The organism is Bacteroidia bacterium (assembly GCA_020852255.1).
GTDB lineage: Bacteria > Bacteroidota > Bacteroidia > JADZBD01 > JADZBD01 > JADZBD01.
This window is the reverse complement of record JADZBD010000007.1, coordinates 69,011-89,174: the sequence shown is the minus strand read 5'-3', so window position 1 is coordinate 89,174 and position 20,164 is coordinate 69,011. Positions and strand designations below refer to the sequence as shown.

At 47.8% G+C, this 20,164-nt stretch carries 16 protein-coding genes; 6 read left to right on the top strand and 10 right to left on the bottom strand.

Annotation, left to right across the window (positions count from 1 at the left end):
- Positions 1 to 10: 10 nt before the first annotated feature.
- On the top strand, positions 11 to 973 hold the full coding sequence (locus tag IT233_05015; GenBank protein ID MCC7301981.1) for a D-2-hydroxyacid dehydrogenase: 963 nt from the start codon (positions 11 to 13) through the stop codon (positions 971 to 973).
- Here IT233_05015 and IT233_05010 read toward each other — a convergent pair whose 3' ends face one another.
- The 5 genes from IT233_05010 to IT233_04990 all read right to left on the bottom strand — a co-directional run bounded on the left by IT233_05010 (position 974) and on the right by IT233_04990 (position 6,714).
- Positions 974 to 1,948: a hypothetical protein gene (locus tag IT233_05010; protein MCC7301980.1), complete on the bottom strand. Its 975-nt coding sequence runs from the start codon at positions 1,946 to 1,948 to the stop codon at positions 974 to 976.
- A gap of 12 nt (positions 1,949 to 1,960) precedes the next feature.
- A complete protein-coding gene (locus tag IT233_05005; protein MCC7301979.1) occupies positions 1,961 to 2,566 on the bottom strand; it encodes a hypothetical protein in 606 nt (201 codons plus the stop codon).
- A gap of 11 nt (positions 2,567 to 2,577) precedes the next feature.
- Positions 2,578 to 4,044 carry a glyceraldehyde-3-phosphate dehydrogenase gene (locus IT233_05000; protein ID MCC7301978.1) on the bottom strand — a complete coding sequence of 489 codons (1,467 nt, stop codon included), beginning with the start codon at positions 4,042 to 4,044 and terminating at the stop codon, positions 2,578 to 2,580.
- Between the two features lie 107 nt (positions 4,045 to 4,151).
- On the bottom strand, positions 4,152 to 5,015 hold the full coding sequence (locus IT233_04995) for an RNA polymerase sigma factor RpoD/SigA (protein ID MCC7301977.1): 864 nt from the start codon (positions 5,013 to 5,015) through the stop codon (positions 4,152 to 4,154).
- A gap of 229 nt (positions 5,016 to 5,244) precedes the next feature.
- Complete coding sequence (locus IT233_04990) at positions 5,245 to 6,714, bottom strand: Do family serine endopeptidase (protein ID MCC7301976.1); 1,470 nt, start codon at positions 6,712 to 6,714, stop codon at positions 5,245 to 5,247.
- Between the two features lie 115 nt (positions 6,715 to 6,829).
- Here IT233_04990 and IT233_04985 point away from each other — a divergent pair, with 115 nt between their 5' ends.
- On the top strand, positions 6,830 to 7,510 hold the full coding sequence (locus IT233_04985; protein MCC7301975.1) for a hypothetical protein: 681 nt from the start codon (positions 6,830 to 6,832) through the stop codon (positions 7,508 to 7,510).
- Here the strand turns inward: IT233_04985 and IT233_04980 are convergent, their stop codons facing one another.
- Positions 7,511 to 8,593 carry a glycosyltransferase family 9 protein gene (locus IT233_04980; GenBank protein MCC7301974.1) on the bottom strand — a complete coding sequence of 361 codons (1,083 nt, stop codon included), beginning with the start codon at positions 8,591 to 8,593 and terminating at the stop codon, positions 7,511 to 7,513. It abuts the gene before it with no gap.
- The gene (gene bamD, locus IT233_04975) at positions 8,590 to 10,506 is read right to left on the bottom strand and encodes an outer membrane protein assembly factor BamD (GenBank protein MCC7301973.1); all 1,917 of its coding nucleotides are present in this window, start codon (positions 10,504 to 10,506) and stop codon (positions 8,590 to 8,592) included. The genes IT233_04980 and bamD overlap by 4 nt, the downstream gene beginning before the upstream one ends.
- A gap of 115 nt (positions 10,507 to 10,621) precedes the next feature.
- On the opposite strand from bamD, the gene IT233_04970 reads away from it, so the two are divergent.
- Positions 10,622 to 11,872, top strand: coding sequence for an aminotransferase class I/II-fold pyridoxal phosphate-dependent enzyme (locus IT233_04970; GenBank protein MCC7301972.1), 1,251 nt, complete (start codon positions 10,622 to 10,624; stop codon positions 11,870 to 11,872).
- Between the two features lie 46 nt (positions 11,873 to 11,918).
- Here the strand turns inward: IT233_04970 and IT233_04965 are convergent, their stop codons facing one another.
- The 3 genes from IT233_04965 to IT233_04955 form a co-directional block, all read right to left on the bottom strand.
- Positions 11,919 to 12,554 carry an NAD(P)H-binding protein gene (locus IT233_04965; protein MCC7301971.1) on the bottom strand — a complete coding sequence of 212 codons (636 nt, stop codon included), beginning with the start codon at positions 12,552 to 12,554 and terminating at the stop codon, positions 11,919 to 11,921.
- Entirely contained in the window at positions 12,551 to 13,039 is a 489-nt protein-coding gene (locus tag IT233_04960) for a YajQ family cyclic di-GMP-binding protein (protein MCC7301970.1), read from the bottom strand. Before IT233_04960 ends, IT233_04965 begins: the two co-directional genes overlap by 4 nt.
- A 91-nt stretch (positions 13,040 to 13,130) precedes the next feature.
- On the bottom strand, positions 13,131 to 14,033 hold the full coding sequence (locus tag IT233_04955; protein ID MCC7301969.1) for an amidinotransferase: 903 nt from the start codon (positions 14,031 to 14,033) through the stop codon (positions 13,131 to 13,133).
- A gap of 25 nt (positions 14,034 to 14,058) precedes the next feature.
- Here IT233_04955 and IT233_04950 point away from each other — a divergent pair, with 25 nt between their 5' ends.
- The 3 genes from IT233_04950 to IT233_04940 all read left to right on the top strand — a co-directional run bounded on the left by IT233_04950 (position 14,059) and on the right by IT233_04940 (position 20,127).
- Entirely contained in the window at positions 14,059 to 14,865 is an 807-nt protein-coding gene (locus IT233_04950) for a hypothetical protein (protein ID MCC7301968.1), read from the top strand.
- Between the two features lie 92 nt (positions 14,866 to 14,957).
- On the top strand, positions 14,958 to 18,044 hold the full coding sequence (locus tag IT233_04945) for a UvrD-helicase domain-containing protein (GenBank protein MCC7301967.1): 3,087 nt from the start codon (positions 14,958 to 14,960) through the stop codon (positions 18,042 to 18,044).
- A gap of 46 nt (positions 18,045 to 18,090) precedes the next feature.
- Positions 18,091 to 20,127: a M13 family metallopeptidase gene (locus IT233_04940; GenBank protein MCC7301966.1), complete on the top strand. Its 2,037-nt coding sequence runs from the start codon at positions 18,091 to 18,093 to the stop codon at positions 20,125 to 20,127.
- Positions 20,128 to 20,164 lie beyond the last annotated feature (37 nt).

The window sequence follows — 20,164 nt, the reverse complement described above, 5'->3', positions numbered from 1 at the left end:
AACGTTGGAAATGAGCGCGAAGAAGATTTTAGCCAATGACGGGATTGATGCAACCGGGAAAGCATTGTTGGAAAAGGCAGGATTCGAGGTGATCACAGAAAAAGTGGCACAGGAAAAATTGGCAGACACCCTGAACAAGGAAGATTATGTGGCGCTTACGGTTCGGTCCGCAACCAAAGTACGTAAAGATATCATTGATGCCTGTCCGGGACTAAAAGTGATTGGCCGTGGCGGTGTGGGCATGGACAATATTGATGTGGAGTATGCCAGGGGTAAAGGCATTGAGGTGATCAACACACCGGCTGCATCCTCGAATTCGGTTGCGGAACTGGTGATGGGGCATTTACTAGGACTGGTTCGCTTTTTGCATGATGCCAACCGAAAAATGACGTCAGAAGGTTCCGTGAAATTCGATGCGTTGAAAAAAAGCTATGCCGGTGGAATTGAAATAAGAGATAAAACGATCGGGATTATCGGGTTGGGGCGTATCGGACAGGCGGTAGCGCGATTGGCCCTGGGTTGCGGGATGAAAGTGGTAGCACACGATCCGTTTGTTCCGGAGGCAGAAATCAACGTGGATATTTACCAGCGTTCTCCCATTAAAGTTAAGATTACCGGTATTTCACTGGAAGAGCTTTACGCTCAATCCGATTTTATCACGGTGCATGTTCCCGGCGGAAAACTAATTACAGCCAAAGAAATCTCAAAAATGAAAAAGGGTGCCATTCTGCTGAATGCTTCCCGCGGCGGTGTAATTGATGAAAAAGACCTTCTTGCCGCTTTAGATTCCGGACATCTGGCCGGAGCCGGTCTTGATGTTTTTGAGAATGAGCCCACACCCAATTCAACACTCCTCGCCCACCCTAAAATTTCACTGACCCCTCATATCGGCGCTGCCACACTGGAAGCGCAGGAAAGGATTGGAGTGGAATTAGCTGAAAAGATTATTGCAGCACTAAAGAGGAATTCCTGATCATTTACCGGAAGACGTTTTCTTCCGGTAGGAATAAACATACGTTATTCTGTCGCCGTTCATGGTATTGATCTTAAGCACCGGCAGGTTCTGCTTGTCGAACACCTCAATAACAAAGGGTTTCCCGGAAGAAGCGTCTGAAAAGCGCTCAATCCATACATAACATCCGGCACTCTTCTTTTCGGAGAACACAGGACTGTTGCTAAACGGATTTTTTGTATAACGAATCTTTTCAGCTGGCGGCGGAGGATCCCAGGGCAATCCATTATCGTTTTCGTGCCATCCATTGTTCATTTCCTTCTTCTTGTTATCAACGTCCGTCCACGAATAACTCTGAAAAAGTTTTCCTGCTTTATAATGTACAAGGCTGTCGAAATTTCCGTCCGGTTTGTAAACAGTCAGCATCTTTTCTGTTTCGGACCACACCCCTCCCCTTTTTTCTGTAACCAGGTACAGTTTCGTATTCCCTTTTCGGAGGTTTCTGATCCGCCGAACTGTATCGCCCTTGTGAATAGTCAGAATCAGCTGGTTGATAAATTCAGGATCCGCAGGAATCGTGTCAATGGTATGCAGTCCCCGGTCGAATTCACGGGTAATGCTTACCTGTGGACCCATGTTTTTTTTATAAAATACCAGTTTTTCATAGAACAACACCTCTTTCCCGTTTTCGGTGATATAAATAGTAGAAGAAGAAAGGAGACTGTCGGGAGAAATCGCGAACTTCCGGTATGCCCATTCATCTGTATGATGGCTGTGCCGGAAGCGGAAGAGCACAGCGCCGCCCAGGTGATTCAACATGTATTCCGCCATCAGACTATCCTGCTTCATCAGCGTATCGCGGAAATATTCACGAAAAGTCGTTACGCCGGCAGCCGAAAGTGTTTCCGGAGGAACGGGCGTTACAATAAACTGTCCATTGACCTTAAGAGACAAACAGAAAGCCAGGATTCCCAGGAGGCAGGTGTTTCGGCCCATGCCCCGGAAAAATCAAAAATTGTACCGGATTCCGGAACCACCCTGCCACCAGAACCGAAAGGGCTGATCCGCCACTTCCATAAACATCACGGCATCCGTGAATACTGACAGCGGCACTTCCTTGAAATTGAATTCCAGTCCGATCACTCCGTCAATACCAATATCGAAATTCGTATACGAGTCACTCGAATACAGGATGGGTGAGGTCGCCGTTTCCTGGTAGTGATAATAATACTTGATGGTTTGTATCCTCACCTGTGCACCTGCTCCGAAATACCAGCTCAGGTCGCCGTACTTCTCACTGGCATAAAGCGGCTTATGGAAAAGATAGTTTGCCTGCAGCCCGAACGGGAAGCTGCGGGAATACGAACTGTAACTGTACCAGTACCAGTTATATTGCTTTTTATAGTAATTATGAAAATAGCTGTTATACCATCCGTCGCCGTTCCAAAGATAACTGCGCCCAAAGCTGATCTCGAAAGCTTTGCTCTCTCCAAGGTACTTTTTAAAAGTGATGCCGGAAGGTTCTCCGAAACGGAACCCAATTCCCATATTGGGAGTGTCGCCCGCCAGCAGAACCGCAGGACAAAGGACTAAAAACAGAAAGATTGTTTTCATAAGGATACGTGTTAATAATAGGTTAACCGGCGAACATTACATAAATGCTTTGCGAACCGGATTACCTGCCGTGTATAACCATACTCATTATCATACCACACATACAGTATCACATTCTTCCCATCCTTCCCCACAATAGTAGCAGGTGAGTCAAAAATGGAAGCGCAAGAATTTCCGACACAATCGCTGCTCACCAGTTCATTGGAAAAAGAGAACTGGATCTGTTCCACGAGGTCGCCGTTGAGGGCGGCATCGCGCATCAGTTCATTCACTTCTTCCTTCGTGGTGGATTTGGATACCGTAAGATTTAAGATAGCGAGCGACACGTTCGGGGTCGGCACACGAACAGCATTACCTGTCAGTTTTCCGGCCAGCTGAGGAATTACCTTTGCAACCGCTTTATCCGCACCTGTTTCGGTGATTACCATATTGATGGCAGCGGAGCGGCCGCGTCGGTATTTTTTATGAAAATTATCCAGGAGATTCTGGTCATTAGTATAGGAGTGAATCGTTTCGATGTGCCCGCGGTCAATTCCCAACTTTTCGAAGATCACTTTGAGTACAGGCACAATCGCGTTGGTAGTGCAGGAAGCGGCTGAGAATACCCGCTCATCTTCCTTATACTGCGTATGATTAACACCATGCACCACGTTTGGAATATCTCCTTTTCCAGGGGCGGTGAGCAACACTTTGGCAATGCCTTTGGCTTTAAGGTGCTGCGATAATCCTTCCCGGTCGCGGGCTACCCCTGTGTTGTCAATCAGCAGGGCATCGTTGATACCAAATGCAGTGTAATCAATTTTGGAGGGATCGGCGGCTGAGATCATATGGATCACATGACCATTTACGACAAGGCAGCGGTTGGCGGCATCCGCAATCACAGTTCCGGGAAATGGGCCGTGAACGGAGTCGGTACGAAGCAAATCAGCGCGCTTGATCATATCATCATCGGATTTGTCGCGAGTAACAATGGCACGCAGGCGGAGCTGTTCGCCCTTTCCGGCCTGGGAAATCAGTTCCCGCGCCGCAAGGCGGCCAATGCGGCCGAATCCGTACAGCACTACGTCTTTGGGGCGGAGGGCGAATTTTTCTTTTCCTATCAGGTGCCCTAACTTTCCATTGAGAAAATCCCTGGCAGGTGTGGAACTCTCCTGGTTCCATTCCGCGACCAGCTTCCCAATATCAATACGGGAAGGAACAAGATCGAAAGTAAGCAATGCCTTAGCCAGTTCAAGTGTTCTGGACACTTCGATGGGTTTATTCACCACATCTTTGGAATACTGGTGGAGGTTCATTATCTCAGAAGCGGAGCGATCTACCAACTGATTTCTGAACATCATTAATTCCACGGAATGCTCGAACCATAATGTTCCGATCACTCCAATCAGTTCAATGGCTTCCTTCTCTCTGTGGATCCAGGTGCCGAGCTGAGATTCAAAATCTGATTTTGTTTTTCCTTTCGCTGTTGCGGTTTCCATGCGCCGGGGTGTTGACAGGTGACGAGACATATTAAATGCGAAAGACCGCAGAGGTGGGGATGTTGTTTCCGTTTCCTTTGCGGTCTTTCATAGTTTCCGTTTTCAGATCAGCCGAGGTAAGCTTTCAAAAGTTTGCTGCGCGAACTGTGACGCAAGCGCCGGATCGCCTTCTCTTTTATCTGGCGTACCCTTTCGCGGGTCAGGTCGAATTTCGCTCCGATCTCTTCAAGGGTGAGTCCGTGATTTTCACCGATTCCAAAAAAAAGACGGATCACATCCCTTTCCCTTTCGGTGAGTGTGGAAAGAGAACGCTCAATCTCCTTTTGAAGTGACTCGGTCATCAGGGAATTATCGGCACGGGGCGAATCGTGGTTCACCAGAACATCCAGCAAACTGTTCTCTTCGCCGCTGATCAGGGGAGCGTCCATGGAAACATGACGTCCGGATACTTTCATTGTGTCAGCCACCTTGTCTTCCGGGAGATCCAAAATCTGCGATAACTCTTCTGCGCTCGGCTCACGTTCAAATTGCTGTTCAAGGCGACCGAATGCCTTATTGATTTTATTCAGTGAACCTACCTGATTGAGAGGTAAACGCACAATCCGCGACTGCTCTGCAAGCGCCTGAAGAATGCTTTGACGAATCCACCAAACGGCGTACGAAATGAATTTAAAACCACGGGTCTCATCAAAACGGCGGGCCGCCTTGATTAATCCCAGGTTTCCTTCGTTGATCAGGTCGGGCAAACTGAGCCCCTGGTTTTGGTACTGCTTGGCCACTGAAACCACAAAGCGCAGGTTGGCTTTGGTCAGTTTCTCAAGAGCTACCTGATCTCCTTCCTTGATCCTCTTGGCTAAAGCCACTTCCTCTTCAGCGGTGATTAATTCCTCTCGCCCGATCTCCTGGAGGTATTTGTCTAATGATGCGGACTCTCTATTGGTGATTGACTTGGTAATTTTTAGCTGCCTCATTTTGCTTTCCTGGCTTTTAAATTAGGTAGGACTAATAACTATTCTTTAACAGACACTTCAAACTCACTTAACCGGCTGCAAAGGTACGCCATTATACGGAGTTTTCCAAGCCCTGATTTTCCCAGTATTTGCTGAAAGTCAATAACTTGTGAATAACTCAATAAAGAAAGGAAAGCGCTCCTTAAAGATGGCTTTCCTTTCGACGAACCTTGTGTGATTGTTAGTAATCCTACAGCCCAAAGGCATAGTAAGCCCTCATTCCGTTGGCATACACACCTTCTATAAGCACACCACCTTTTTTGTTTTCAAGTGCTTTCTTCAGGTCGTCCAGCGAATTCACCTTCTTTTTATCAATGGAGGTGATAATAAATCCTTCCTTAATACCGGCACTGCGCAGTTTGCCGCCCTCCATTTCAACAATCTTCAGTCCGCTTTCAATTCCAAGCTTCTTCTTCTCCGCGTCCGAGATATTTTCGAAGGTAGCCCCCAGCAGTTTCACTGACTCCTCCACATCCATTTTCTCCAGCAGTTTCGTTTCATTTTTTCGATTCTTCAGCACCACCGGCAGTGTTACTTCCTTGGCATCGCGGCGAAGGGTAACCGTTACCTTGTCGCCGGGGCGAAAGCGGGAGACCTGTTCCATGAGTTCAGCGGTATTGTTTACCGGAGCATCTCCCACCCGGATGATAATATCTCCCTCTTTAATACCTGCTTTGTCTGCTCCTCCGCCTTCGGTGAGTCCATTTACGTAGACGCCCTTCATATCCTTCAGAGATTTCTCCTCCTTCAGCCGGGAATCAATATCACGAATACTCACTCCGAGGAATGCCCTCTGTACCTGCCCAAACTCCAGCAAATCATTTACCACTTTCCGAACCAGGTTCACAGGAATGGCAAATCCATACCCGGCGTAGCTGCCCGTATTGGAAGCGATGGCGGTATTAATTCCCACCAGCTCCCCTTTCACATTCACCAGAGCGCCACCGCTGTTACCCGGATTAATAGCGGCATCGGTTTGAATAAACGATTCAACGGGGAACATTCCCTTCTCCGGATTCCCTTCAATGATGTTAATATTTCTTCCCTTTGCGGAAACAATACCGGCGGTGACCGTACTGGTAAGATTAAAAGGATTTCCGACCGCCAGCACCCACTCCCCCACTTTGCAATTGTCGGAATTACCATACAGCAGATAAGGAAGATCCTTTTCTTTGATCTTCAGGAGGGCCAGATCCGTAGATGGGTCTGTTCCGATAAGCTCTGCCGTGTAAGTTCTTTTATCGTTGAGTGTAATTTCAATTTTGTCGGCGCCGTTCACCACATGATTATTGGTTACAATATAACCGTCGCCGGAAACAATCACTCCGGATCCGGAGGCCACGCTGGGTCCTCTGGGCTGAAATGGATTGCCCCAGAAAAAATCATGGAAAGGGTTCATCTCGTTATAGGAGGTTTCGGGATGTTCCACGGTGGTATTCACGTGAACCACCGCATGAACGCTCAGGTCGGCCGCGGCCACAAAGTCAGGAGCAGCAGTATTGCCCGGCAGATTCACATAATAACCCGTTTGCCTGATGCCCTCATATTTTCCGGTTTCACTGCCCTTTTGATCGCCCTTCCACAAATCGTAGATTCCGAGAGAAACGGCACCACCCGCAAGAGCGGCTGCAAACACGATAAGGATCTTTTTCATAGCTATTCCGTTTTGAAGTTTAAACGATGGATGCAGTGCAAAATTGCAGCCAAATGTGCTCATCCTGACATTTTTAACAAAAATTAACCGCGCTCAGGCAGGGATTTGTAATTTTGTCAGGATGGTTAAAAGTTCAGGCAACCGGGTGATCTATTTTCTGTTCGGAATCACAGTAGGATTGCTGGTGGGCGCGGGCTTTTTTATTTTCAAGATTGACGAATACATTTCCCGCATTGAACTTTTTAATAAGCAGGGATCAGACAGCCTGCTTACTGAAACCATTGACGAACAACCAAGAAAGGTTTACGACCAACAGCCCACGGTAAAAAATACTGAGAAACAGCAGGGTGCAGACTCCGTGCAGATCACTTTGCAGACCAATCCAAAGGATTCTTTCTTTGCCGACAGTCTTTTCAGAACCACCAGGGGCGGAGATGAATTGTTTGAAGTAAAAAAGGACGAGCTGGTAACCACCCGCGAGATCAGTATTTCCACCCAGTCTTCGGAGATTCCCAATGCAAAAGATTCCGCATTGAAGGACATCTCGGGTATTCGTGAGGATAAAGATGCCTCCGGAAGTATCACTGTGGAATTCTGGCTTTCACCCATTAACTACCGGGGCTATAAAATGTCGAAGGGCAAACTGGTTCTCTTTGGCATGAGTGCTAACGCTGATGTTCTGCTCTTCCGATCCGGCGGTTTCACCGTTTTACGTCATGGGGACTCGTATTACCGGCTGGAGAACACCTCAGAATTCCGGCCGATGGAGAAAACATCACCACCGGAAGGGAGCGGTAACTGATTACCTCACCGGAAGGTGTTTACGCACCTCCTTGAGCACATCGTCCGGGCGAAGGTCTTTCATGCAGGATGCGCCTCTGACACAACTTCCTTTATAAAAGCATTCACACCCATCAGGAGGTTCCACAATACTGCCCCGGCCAAATAAATCGAACTCATGTTTGTTAAAAATATTATTCATAAGTACCACCTTCTTTTTCAGTGCGATACTGATGTGCATAGCCATGGTTACCTGCGTGATCACAAGGTCACATTGCGCAACGAGATTAATGAACTGCTCCAGTGAAAAATGCCCATAATAAGCCGCGCCAGATTTCTTCGCCAGCACCTGATTGTTCTTATGTTCTGCCTCGCCTCCCAGCAACACAGGGAAGTAGCCGGCCTGTTTAAGTTTCTTCACCATGTTAATCCAGTGCCCGTTCGGCCAGAGCCGTGTAGTCCACCGTCCACCACAGCCGGTGTTCAGTCCCACAATTTTCTTACCCCTGTTTCCGATTTTCCATTTGAATCCCTTGTCGGAATGATCATCAAAAAGATACTCTTCCCCTTTGTATTTCCATCCGCAGATATTAAAAATCTCCTCGCAATAAGAAAGCGTATTGGCTTTGCTTACGTCATCGAACATTCCCGTATTAAACTTATGGAAAGCCATTGGATTTGCAGGTTGGATCACATTATTCTTCAAAATGTATCCGAATTTCAATTCGGCACTGATACCGGCCAACAGCGCACCGGCTTCCTTTTCCTTGTCCAGGTTAACAGCAATATCAAATGAGGCTTCCTGCAGCCAGGTGATCCCCGCCAGATTAAACGGAACGATCTCATCAATGCCTTTTTTGGGAAGAATCGCCGGGGTGAGTGTAAGCCAGGTAATATAGCAATCCGGGTATTCCTCTCTGAATCTCCTGACCAGAGGCGTTGTACGTATCACATCGCCGATCGCTCCCAGTTTAATCACAAGTATCCTTTTCCCAACGCGGTCGTAAGACGGACAATCTTTACAATGGTAACCGTGTTCCTTATGCGGCGCGCAGGGAAGATCGCCCCGGTAATAACGGCAATCGGTGCGTATATAAAAACTCATTTTACCAAAGATTTCCTGACCGTGCGTTCCCTCTTTTTCATCAGGCGGATCAGTCGTCCGGCTTTCCATCGGTACTTCCCATGCATAGAAGCATGCAGTTGGCGCGAACCGGCTAAACCGTCCTGCACTATTTTCAGCGTTTTATCGGAAGCAAAACCGAACCGTGCACGGGTATAATCCACACGTATTCTGTAATAGAGCATGCGGCTGAGTACTTCCTTGCGGGTAACCGTACTCTTCAGAAGATCAGTCTGCTCCACTACTTTATCATACTGACCGATTTTATATAACTGGTAGATGTACTCCCCGGGAAGCCTGAGTTCATCCTCCCGTACTTCCTCCATCAGTGCTTTCATCTTACGGGCGTATTTGGGGCTGAGCCGCGGGCTGAACATTTTATCCAACCGGTAAAGAGAATCATAGTATACCTTTCGGAAATCCGGACGGACCAGGGAAATCTCATCTGCAGTATTCCAAAGGGAAAGCATGAAGTAATAAAAGCTCTTTGACTGGTGGTCATTTTTTTCGGTGGATGGGAAGAACTTCTGAAGGTTTCCCCGGCAAGCCTGGTAATTCCTGGAATCGTAAAACCAGAATCCTATTTCCTTTTCCACGCCGGCTTTAGCGGTCCGGATTTTTTCCATCCTGGCGTTCAACTCCGCTTTTCGTCCGGGATCGGCTACCGCCCCTTCCGCTTCCTTGAAAAAGTCTTCTGTGATTCTGCAGAGGGTGAGTGAGTTTACATCCTTCATGCGGAATACATCCTCCAGCTGGGAAATAACCCGGTCGATGGCCAGCCATGCCGCATCCTGCTTAAAAGCGGCCAGGGACGAAGAGTAGCGTTCGTTGATCAGGGGCGTATACTTCCCGGCATTCTTCTGATACTCACGGTACGCATTGATCACAGGATTTACTCCGTAGGACTTTTCAATATTTTGATACGATAGCTGAACCAGAAGAAAATACGAATCAGAAATGTATTCTTTCGCCTTATCTGCTTTGGGGCTCTCGGGGTAAAGTGTTAAAAACTCTTTAAACCCTTCAATGGCCTTTGCATACTTCCTGTTTTCGAAATTCAGGAAAGGTATCTCCCAGGCAGCCTTCTCCTTCAGGTTTTTTGCACCGATCCCGATCAGGTTTACCTCCGTCCGGTACTCTCCGCTGTCGCGGAAAGCGACCTGAAATTTATTAACCTGATCAACCACTTCCGTCAGCCGGACTATTTTCTTTTCGTCCACCGAACGGATCGCCTGTTCGTACCCTGCCTTTATGATATAATAATTAACTAATTCCCTGTATCGGGTGTCGGGATACTCCCTGAGAAGATTATTAAAGGAGGTCATCGCCGCTTTATAATCCTCCATGTGGTAATACTGGAGGGCGATCTCCATATCTTTTTTCTCCAGCTTCACCCGGAGTTTATCAATCAGGAGGTTGCAGGTATCCATCCTGGTGCTGTTGGGATACCTGTTAATGAACGTTTGCAATTCCCTGATCGCATTGCGGGTCTCTGTCTGGTCGAGGGTATAGCGGGGCGATTCCTGATAATAGCATAAAGCAGCCATAAAGGCACACTCCTCGGCGTGTTTACTGGTCGGATAACTCTTAGTGAATATCCGGAAATGATACGCAGCCAGCAGGTGGTCTCCTACACAATAGTGGCTATAGGCATAGTAAAAGTAAATGCTCTCGTATTTTGGCGTACCCTTATATACAGTGAGCAATTCATCGAACAACTGAAGCGAACGGACACAATCGCCCTTTTCGTAGAACCGGACTGCCTCACTGTACTTCTTATCCAAATCAGCACTTTTCAGTAACTTTTTATATTCCCGGCAAGAGACCAGGGAGCAGGCGGCAAGAAGCAGAAAAATAAATCGTACCAGCATAGAATAAGTTGCGAAGATACACATTTATCGCACAGGAAATCACCCGGAATCCTGTCAGTTTCAGGTTGATAAGTTCCGAAACTGCCTTTGGCAGGTGTAATCAAATGACTTAACTTCGCAACCAATAGCTAACGCTGCCATGAAAGATATATTTGACAAGATTCGAAACAACCGGGGCCCTCTCGGTCAGTATTCCAAAGATTCACACGGCTACTATACTTTTCCTAAGCTGGAGGGAGAGATCGGACCACATATGGTTTTCAGGGGAAGGGAACGTCTTAACTGGAGCCTGAACAACTACCTGGGACTTGCCAATCATCCGGAGGTAAGGAAGGCTGATGCGGAAGCAACTGCAGCGTATGGTCTGGCCTATCCAATGGGTGCCCGTATCATGAGCGGCAATTCCAATCATCATGAAAAGCTGGAATCAGAGCTTTCCGCCTATGTTCATAAGGAGGACACGATTTTGTGTAATTACGGATACATGGCGATGCTTTCCGCCATTGATTCACTGGTAGACCGCAGGGATGTGATCGTGTATGACAGTGAAGCACATGCATGTATCATCGACGGAGTCCGGCTCCACATGGGAAAACGGTTTGTGTATCCACACAATGACATTGCAAATCTTGAAAAACAGCTGGATCGTGCTACCAAAATGGTTTCTGAAACCGGAGGCGGTATTCTGGTGATCACCGAAGGTGTGTTTGGAATGCGGGGCGATATGGGCAAAATCAGGGAGATTGTTGAACTTAAAAAGAAGTTCAGTTTCCGTCTCTTTGTTGATGATGCCCACGGGATTGGCACCATGGGAAAAACAGGCGGAGGAACCGGCGAACACCAGGACTGCCAGGACGGAATCGACATTTATTTCGGAACCTTTGCCAAATCTTTTGCGCTCATCGGCGGTTTCATTTCGTCCAACGAAGATGTGATTGACTATCTACGCTACAACATGCGCTCTCAGATTTTCGCAAAGTCGTTGCCCATGCCTATTGTTATCGGCGCGTTGAAGCGACTAGAGCTGATGCGTACCAAGCCTGAACTTAGAGACAACTTATGGAAGATCGTAAATGCCTTGCAGAGCGGCCTGAAGAATGCGGGATTTGATATAGGCAATACGGAATCACCGGTTACACCGGTGTATATGAAAGGTTCGGTAGAGGAAGCCACCGGGCTGGTACTTGACCTTCGTGAAAATCACAATGTTTTCTGCTCAATCGTGGTTTATCCTGTAATTCCAAAAGGAATGATCATTCTGCGCCTGATACCCACTGCAGTTCATACGATTGGAGATGTTGATTATACGATCAAAGCCTTTTTGTCTGTAAAGGATAAACTCGCTTCCGGCGGCTACGCCGGTGCGAAGATCGCCACGATACCGAAGTAAGGTTAAAACGAGAAAGAGATTAAGAATAAAAGGTACTCCGGGGCGATCAGGAAACCAGATAAGGTAGCTGGTGAACGAACGACTTTTCATTCAGAATTTTACGAATGAAATGGACGATGTCCTCACGCTTAACATACCACCCGGGTGTTTTTCCTACCTGTCCTGCCCAGTAAGTTCCATTGCTCCGAGCCCCTAATTGCAAGGGTGTACGAATGATAGTCCAATCCAGACCGGATTCCATAATTACTTTGGCATGACAGACTCCGTCATTCACTCTCTGCGGATCCAGAAGGGCAATCACGCGGGTTGTAATTTCATTTACCCAGTGTAGAAATCCGGAACGCCTGTCGTTGGTAAGATCGGGAACACCGGAACCTGTGAGTGAGATCAGGCGTATGACGTTTAGCTCCATCATCAGGGGTACCAAACGAGTCATGAAGGCGGTTTGCAGATCCCCGGGCGAGCCTTTCTTATGTCCGAGCAAAGAAACCACCGCATCCATTCCCTTCAGTGCTTCCCGGAGTTGCGCGGCGCATTGAATGTCCTCCATGTAATACTCCATACCGGAGCCTTTTACACTTCCCTTGCGCCGGACTACGCAACGTACCGAATACTCTGCCGGTAATTGCTTGAGGAATTCCTGCCCGCACTTTCCTGTACCACCGAATAAAAGTATATTCATTTCATGTTAACAAACTGCAGGGGGATCCCATACTTTCCCACTTTACAAAAGGCAATCACTTCCTGCAGATCATCGATCTTTTTCCCTGTAACCCGCACCTGATCATCCATGATTTGGGCCTGAACCTTTAACCGGGTTTCCTTGACATCCTTCACAATCTTTTTTGCCGTTTCCTTGTCAATGCCTTCTTTAATTTTAATGTCCTTGCGCAACATATTTCCGCTGGCATATTGCTCTTTACCGAAATCCATACAGTTGGAATCAATTCCCTGTTTGATCATCCGGGAACGGATTACATCTTCAATATGCCCGAGCCGCATGTCGTTCTCGGTGGTCACAACCAACAACAGGTCTTTCTTGTTAAAGTCAATTATCGATTTAGAATCCCGGAAATCGTAACGGTTCAGTATCTCCTTCCGGGCGTTATTGATCGCGTTGTCGAGTGACTGGTGATCAATTTTAGATACGATATCGAAGGATGGCATAGGAATGGGACACTAAGATAATAAGATACCGGGAAACCATCCCCTTTGCCCGCAAAAATACCAGCCATTCCGGAAGAGCGAACGGCATGGTCTAGCGTTCCCAGGCATTCATATCTGCGATCATGCATCGAACACTGCCGCCTCCGGCAGATTCAATGGTTGGAACCGGGCAATGGATGATGCGTCCAAACCTTTCCAAAGAAGTTTTCTGCGCAGGGTTCAGACTTTCAAACGCTCGGCTCGACATTAAAATCAGATTCTCTCCTCCGCTGCTTACCAATTCATAACTGTTTCCGGCAAAAGAACGGATTTGGTCTTCCGTCAGGTGAATCACCTGCTTTCCTGATCGTTCAAGAAAAGAAATTACTTTTTCACGCTCTTTTTTGTCAGGAATCAGTCCGCTCCCGAGCATGGCAAAACCACTACCTACTGTCAGGATCACGTTTGTATGATAAATGTCTCCTGTAGTCCGGAATGTAACGGCAACCATTCCAAACATTCCCGCCCACTGGTTCACCAGCACCTCAGATGTTCTGGGAGAAAGCGCTGCATATACAATGCGGCGGCCGTAGTCCACCACCAAACTACCCGTCCCTTCAAGAAACAATCCTGCCCTTTCATGAATACTCAAATCCACTATGCGGCTTTCGGGGACGTAAGGTTTTAAAAACTCCAGGATTTCTGCCGAACGCTCTTTCCTCCTGTTTTCTGTCTGCATGGGGTAAAGAAACAGGCCCGATTCATGAAAACTTATCCAGTTATTGGGAAAGATACTATCAGGAGTATCCCGGTCGGAACGCTCCCTGAACATGATCACCTCCACTCCGTTATTCTTCAACAGATCTGCTAACGCATCGAATTCCTCCGCAGCCTTTGCAGACACCGCATCAGCCCCGGCCAATACCGGTTGCTGAAAGGAATTCGTAACGGCGGTTTGTTCATTGATCTTAAAGCGAAAAGGACGGATCATAAAGACCCTGCCTGCATTCTCCATGCTGCAAACTTACTTATCTTTGACTGTGAATTTATCGCGGTCTTCACATTTAAAATTTATCTTACCTCTGATTGCCGTTCTGGGACTGGAGGTTACCTACCTTGTAAAAGACCGCTATTTCAATTTCAATCCGGTAGCCGGCACCCCTGACACCTACGAGAAGACAGCAGACCTGCGTTACAGGAAGTGGCTAGCATCTGAACAAAAAAAAACCAACAAACCCGTTGAACCGGTGAAATTCCGTTTAGAAAGTTCCTACATCCGAAACGGGCAGATCTGGCTTTATTATATCGATTCCACCATTCAGCACGGCATCCATAATTTTCCGCATCATTCCAACCTTCGTCTGAACGCATATGGCGCCCTCTATGCCGTTTACCTTCCCGAAGAAGTGTGCAAGGCATTGTCCCTTGCTCAACAAGAACTTAAGCGGGAATATCCTTATTATAATCTCATAGTGCTCGATGGCACCCGTGCAGCGCATATAGACAGTGCGACCTACGACACCTGTCATAAGTTGAGTACAGGAAAGGCCGGACATTATATACACGGGAATCCGCATCATTACGGCAGTGCTGTGGATATGGGGATTGTGAATGAAAAAGGAGTTTTTCAAAGCATGGGACTACCTTACAATATCTTTGAGGAGTATGGAATGAAGGATCCTTACAGGAAGGATACGCTGGGTCCCATTCAAAGAGAACTGGCCAACCGCGAATTGCTGCGCAAAGTGATGACCAAGGCCGGATTCCGCCCCTCCGCTCTGAACTACTGGCATTTCGAATACGGTACCCCCGGATCATGGAAAGAAAAATTCCGCATTATTCCCTGAAAACTTAATCTTTTCTGCGATTTTTTCTGCGTTACTCCTCCTGTGAATAATTACGCGAAGGAAAGCAGGAGATTTTAGTTTAAATTGCAGGAGTGAGCAACCGCAGCTTTGTAGTCTACCGGTCTTCCGCCGGATCAGGGAAAACCTTCACACTGGTGAAGGAATACCTGCGGTTGGCGCTGGACGATGCCCACACCCCTCCTTCCCGGTACCGCTCTGTGAACGCCATCACTTTTACAAACAAAGCATCGGCGGAAATGAAAGAGAGGATACTCCTCACACTACGCCGTATGCAGGAAGGACACCCCGGTGCGGAAGTGCTAACGATGATGCTGGAGAAGGAGCTGGGATTGCCGCAAACAATTCTGCGCCAGCGGGTCGGGGTTCTGTTAAACAGTATTCTGCATCACTACTCGGATTTTTCCATCAGCACCATTGACAGCTTCACGCATCGGGTAATCCGCACCTTTGCGCATGACCTGCATCTTCCGCAACAGTTTGAATTAAGTACAGACCGTAATCATCTTGTTCGCCAGGCCGTGGACATCCTCCTGGATCGTTCGGGAAAGGAAGATAAAGTGACCAATTACCTGCTCGAATTCATGAAAAATCACATGGAGGAAGAGAGAAACTGGAATGTCAGGGACACCTTAATTGACGCAACCATCCGGATACTGAAGACGGAGGACCGGGTTCGTGGAGAGGAATTAAGTATTCCGGAGGAAGGAGCATTGCGTGAATTAAAGAAAAAGCTCTTCGCTGAAATGCAAAGTTTCCGCAGCAAGACACATCAATTGGCCGCGGGTATACTGGAACAGCTGAAGCGCGGAGGACTCTCGGTATCCGAACTTTCGTTCGGGCAAAGAGGTATAGGAGGCTGGCTGCAAACCATGTCTGCCTGGTCGGGCGCATTACCCGACATCAATCAAAACGCGGTAAAAGCCATAACGGGTGAGCAATGGACGGCAAAAGCGAACAAAGAGGCGGAAGCGAAAATGACGCCACTGCTCGGGAACTGCACCGCTGCCGCGCGCACACTGCTGGATCTGATCGAAAAGGAAGGCGGTGACTTCACCGTACGCCGCATCGTGGCCCAACATCTTGACGTGATGGTACTATTCAGGGATATCCGCTCGAGAATGGAAGAATACCGAAAAGAAAATGATCTGCTTCTGATCGGAGATCTCAATAAACTGATCGCACAGGTTGTACGACAGCAACCCGCACCATTCATTTACGAAAGACTTGGAACCCGCTTCCGTCATTACCTGATTGATGAATTTCAGGACACTTCAGGATTGCAGTGGACGAATCTTTTGCCCCTGTTACACCAGTCGCTGTCGGAAGGAAATTTCAATATGGTAGTTGGCGACGGAAAACAGGCTATTTACCGCTTCAGGGGCGGAGAAGTCAGGCAATTTACGGGCCTGCCTGCGATTGACATGGATGCCGGAGACGAGATTATGGGCGAACGCGCCGGTGCCATACAAAGAAACTTCCGGGAAGCCCGGCTGGGAACCAATTACAGAAGCGGGGGCGCGATTGTCCAATTCAATAATGAATTATACCAATGGCTGGTCAGGGAAAGCACGGGAACCGAACAAGAGGTTTTCCGCAACGCCCGGCAGGAATGGAATGGAGACGATCAGGAGGGATATGTGGAGATCGCATTCCCTGAAACGAAAGATTCCCATCCTGAACAGGCACTGGATATTATCCGTCGGATGCAAAGCAATGGATTTGAATTCCGGGATATTGCATTGCTTACACGCGACAACAAAGACGCTGCAGAGATCGCACATTTTATGCAGCACAGCGGAATTCCTGTTATTTCCTCGGATTCTCTTTTAATATCCGCTTCGCCGGAAGTTCGCTTTATACTCAATCTCCTCCGCGCTGTAAACGGAGATCTGTCACCGGCAGGAAATACCGCACTGATCGAGTATGTTCTCCGGAAAGAGGAGAAAAAAATTACACTCCAATCCCTGCGCGCCGCACCCTCGTTCCTTTCTGAAACGGATCTGGAAACGTACCGGAACATATCCCTTACGGAGATCACAGAAAGTGTGATCCGAAAATGGAACCTTCAGCCGCTGCCGGATCCTTATATTACAACCTTCTGTGATCTTGTACTGGCTTACACCACGCATAAAGGCAATGATCCCGGAGGGTTCCTGGAATGGTGGGAAGAACGATCCGGAAAGGAGTACGTTCACGTACCTGAAGGCCTGAATGCGGTAAGGGTGATGACGATACATAAATCAAAAGGACTGGAATTCCCGGTAGTAATACTTCCCCGCTGTAACTGGGATACACAAAAACTTCCAGAACTGACGGTAGCAGACATCTCTCCGGTGGCGGGTGGAAAGCATTATTCGATGGCCATTCCACTTTCCAAAGCACTGGAAAACACTTTTCTTCAGCCCATTCTTTCCGAAGAGCTGGAAAAAGCACGCCTGGATAACCTGAATCTCCTTTACGTAGCTACTACGCGTGCAGCCAGCGCCCTGTTCATGTTGTGTGAACGCAAGCATAAAGCGAAAGAGGTAAGTGCCTGGGTATTGGAATGGCTGGTCAGCCGGGGCTATTCTTCCGACCATGAGGAAGTTTTCCGCACCGGCCGGCTTGCTCCCCACGATAACACCGGCCATAGAAAAGATATAACTGCAACACTTGAGAAAACACATTCCGCCTCATGGAGGGAACGGCTACAATTAAGAAGAAGATACCGGGAACAAGCGCTGCCGGGCTTTAACAGCAGTGCCAGAAATAAGGGAATCGTGATCCACCATGCCCTGGCTCAGATGGCCTGCTCATCCGATACAGACCATGCTACAGAAGTGTTGCTCCGCAAAGGATTGATAGTGCCCGGAGACAAGGAGGCGGTAACAGCAGAACTCAGGCGCATAATGCAAAATAAAAAAATCAGGAATCTCTTTGATCAGGGCAAGCCTCTGATGGAAAGAGAGGTGTTATTACCCGACGGAGAATTCATAAGACCCGACAGAATACAATTTCTGAACGCTGAAACACATGTAATAGATTTTAAGACGGGGATGCCGCGGGAGGAACATGCTGCTCAGGTGAGGCACTACGGCAGCGTTCTTGCGGAGGCAGGCTATCCCGGGATTAAATCCTGGCTCATTTATACAGACAGCGGGGAACTGATGACCTGCTGAAGCTGCACGATAATTGTTATATCTTTGGTTAAACACCAAATATCCTATGCGAATCAAACGTAACGTTCTTGCTGCCATTGGATTAGCCGCCGGACTAATTCTGGGATTCAGGGCAATGGAAGAAAAGGGAGTAGATCTGGAGGGCATAGACACGAATGTAAAACCAACGGACAATTTCTTTGAATATGCAAACGGAACCTGGTTGAAGAAAACGCCTATTCCGGAGACGGAATCGGTATGGGGTAGCTTCGCAGAGCTTCGGGAGAGCAACAGTGCGAAGATTAGGCAACTGCTCACGAATGCAGCCCAACAAGCAGCCGGTGCAGGTCCCGATGTTCAGAAAGTTGCGGACTACTACCGTTCGGGCATGGATTCATCCGGAAGAAATAAAAAAGGGATTGAAACATTAAAAGCCGAACTCGACCTCATCGCTTCCATGACCTCAACCAAAGATGTCGGGAAAGTGCTCGGGCGGCTCCACAGCAACCGCATCAGCGGGCTGTTCTTCTTCTATGTAGATCAGGATCTGAAATCCTCGACGGAGATGATTCCTGCCATTTATAATTCCGGTCTCGGACTGCCGGACAGGGATTATTACACCCGCATGGACGAAGATGCGCTCCGCATCCGGAAAAAATACACAGAATACATGATGAATTTATTTCAGGAAGCGGGAATAAAGAACAAAGATCTTTCCAAGACCATTGGACGTATCATAAGTTTTGAAACGGAACTGGCAAAAAAACATCTGACGAATGTAGAACGCCGTGATATTCAACGACAGTACAACCGGATGAGTATTGATAGTCTTAAAAAATTATGTCCGGGACTGAACTGGGATGATTATTTCCGTACACTGGGTCTTCCCTCCTTCCAGAAAGAACTCGTAATCAACAATCCTGCTTTCATGCAGCAGATTTCTTTCATGCTGGAAAACTACGATCTTGAGAACTGGCAGAATTATCTCAGGTGGAACCTGCTGAATACCTGTGCAGATCATGCCACGGATCTGATGGAGCACCACTATTTCGCATTCTATGAACAAACGCTGAAGGGTGTAAAAAAGCAAAAGCCGAGGTGGAAAAGAGTAGCGGAGTCTGTGGATCATTCACTGGGCGATGCGCTGGGAAAAATGTTTGTGGATAAATACTTTCCTCCGGATGCGAAGAAAAAAGTAGATGAAATGGTTGACTATCTTTTTGCCGCTTACAGGGAGCGCATTAAGAGCCGAACATGGATGAGTGAGGAAACAAAAAAGGCTGCACTGGTTAAGCTGGATGCGATTATCCGGAAACTGGGCTATCCTGAACAATGGAAAGATTATTCGGAAGTGACCGTTTCCTCCACGGATTATATCCGGAATATGTTGAACGCGGCCAACTTTGAATTCCGGCGAAACCTTAACAAGCTGGGGAAACCGGTGAACAGAAAAGAATTCGGCATGACCACTCCCACCATCAATGCCTACTACAGTCCGAGCATGAACGAGATTGTGTTTCCGGCGGGGATTATGCAGTATCCCTTCTTCGATGCAGGGATGGATATGGCCATTAACTTCGGTGCCATGGGAGGTGTTATCGGACACGAACTCACGCATGGATTCGACGATCAGGGAGCACAGTTTGATGCGCAGGGTAACTTTACCATGTGGTGGAAAGAAGAAGATTATAAACAGTTTCAGTTGCGGGCCGACAAGGTGGTGAAACAATTTGACAGTTTTACTGCACTGGATACTCTCCGCGTAAACGGAAAACTGACGCTGGGAGAGAACATTGCGGATCTGGGCGGACTCACTATGGCCTATCATGCGATGAAAATGTACCTGGAAAAACATCCGGAACTCAAACAGAAAAAGCAGGGATTTACCCCTGAACAGCGCTTTTTTATGGGCTGGGCAAAAGTGTGGTGCGTGAAACATCGAGATGCTGCTCTTAAGCAACGGCTGATCACAGATGTTCATGCTCCCGGACGCTTCCGTGTGAATGGTCCGCTCAGCAACATGCCGGAGTTCTATGATGCTTTCGGGGTGAAAGAAGGAGATGGAATGTATAGAAAACCGGACGAAAGGGCGGAGATTTGGTAAGGACCATTAAACCTTGTTCGCTACCGTGCGTCTTATG

What these genes read in the sequence shown, in the direction of transcription:
- IT233_04995 (MCC7301977.1), bottom strand. Translation starts at nt 5,015, where the DNA reads ATGAGGCAGCTAAAAATTACCAAGTCAATCACCAATAGAGAGTCCGCA.
- IT233_05015 (MCC7301981.1), top strand. Translation starts at nt 11, where the DNA reads ATGAGCGCGAAGAAGATTTTAGCCAATGACGGGATTGATGCAACCGGG.
- IT233_04955 (MCC7301969.1), bottom strand. Translation starts at nt 14,033, where the DNA reads ATGGAGAATGCAGGCAGGGTCTTTATGATCCGTCCTTTTCGCTTTAAG.
- IT233_04980 (MCC7301974.1), bottom strand. Translation starts at nt 8,593, where the DNA reads ATGAGTTTTTATATACGCACCGATTGCCGTTATTACCGGGGCGATCTT.
- IT233_05000 (MCC7301978.1), bottom strand. Translation starts at nt 4,044, where the DNA reads ATGGAAACCGCAACAGCGAAAGGAAAAACAAAATCAGATTTTGAATCT.
- IT233_04965 (MCC7301971.1), bottom strand. Translation starts at nt 12,554, where the DNA reads ATGAATATACTTTTATTCGGTGGTACAGGAAAGTGCGGGCAGGAATTC.
- IT233_05010 (MCC7301980.1), bottom strand. Translation starts at nt 1,948, where the DNA reads ATGGGCCGAAACACCTGCCTCCTGGGAATCCTGGCTTTCTGTTTGTCT.
- IT233_04940 (MCC7301966.1), top strand. Translation starts at nt 18,091, where the DNA reads ATGCGAATCAAACGTAACGTTCTTGCTGCCATTGGATTAGCCGCCGGA.
- IT233_04985 (MCC7301975.1), top strand. Translation starts at nt 6,830, where the DNA reads ATGGTTAAAAGTTCAGGCAACCGGGTGATCTATTTTCTGTTCGGAATC.
- IT233_04970 (MCC7301972.1), top strand. Translation starts at nt 10,622, where the DNA reads ATGAAAGATATATTTGACAAGATTCGAAACAACCGGGGCCCTCTCGGT.
- IT233_05005 (MCC7301979.1), bottom strand. Translation starts at nt 2,566, where the DNA reads ATGAAAACAATCTTTCTGTTTTTAGTCCTTTGTCCTGCGGTTCTGCTG.
- bamD (MCC7301973.1), bottom strand. Translation starts at nt 10,506, where the DNA reads ATGTGTATCTTCGCAACTTATTCTATGCTGGTACGATTTATTTTTCTG.
- IT233_04960 (MCC7301970.1), bottom strand. Translation starts at nt 13,039, where the DNA reads ATGCCATCCTTCGATATCGTATCTAAAATTGATCACCAGTCACTCGAC.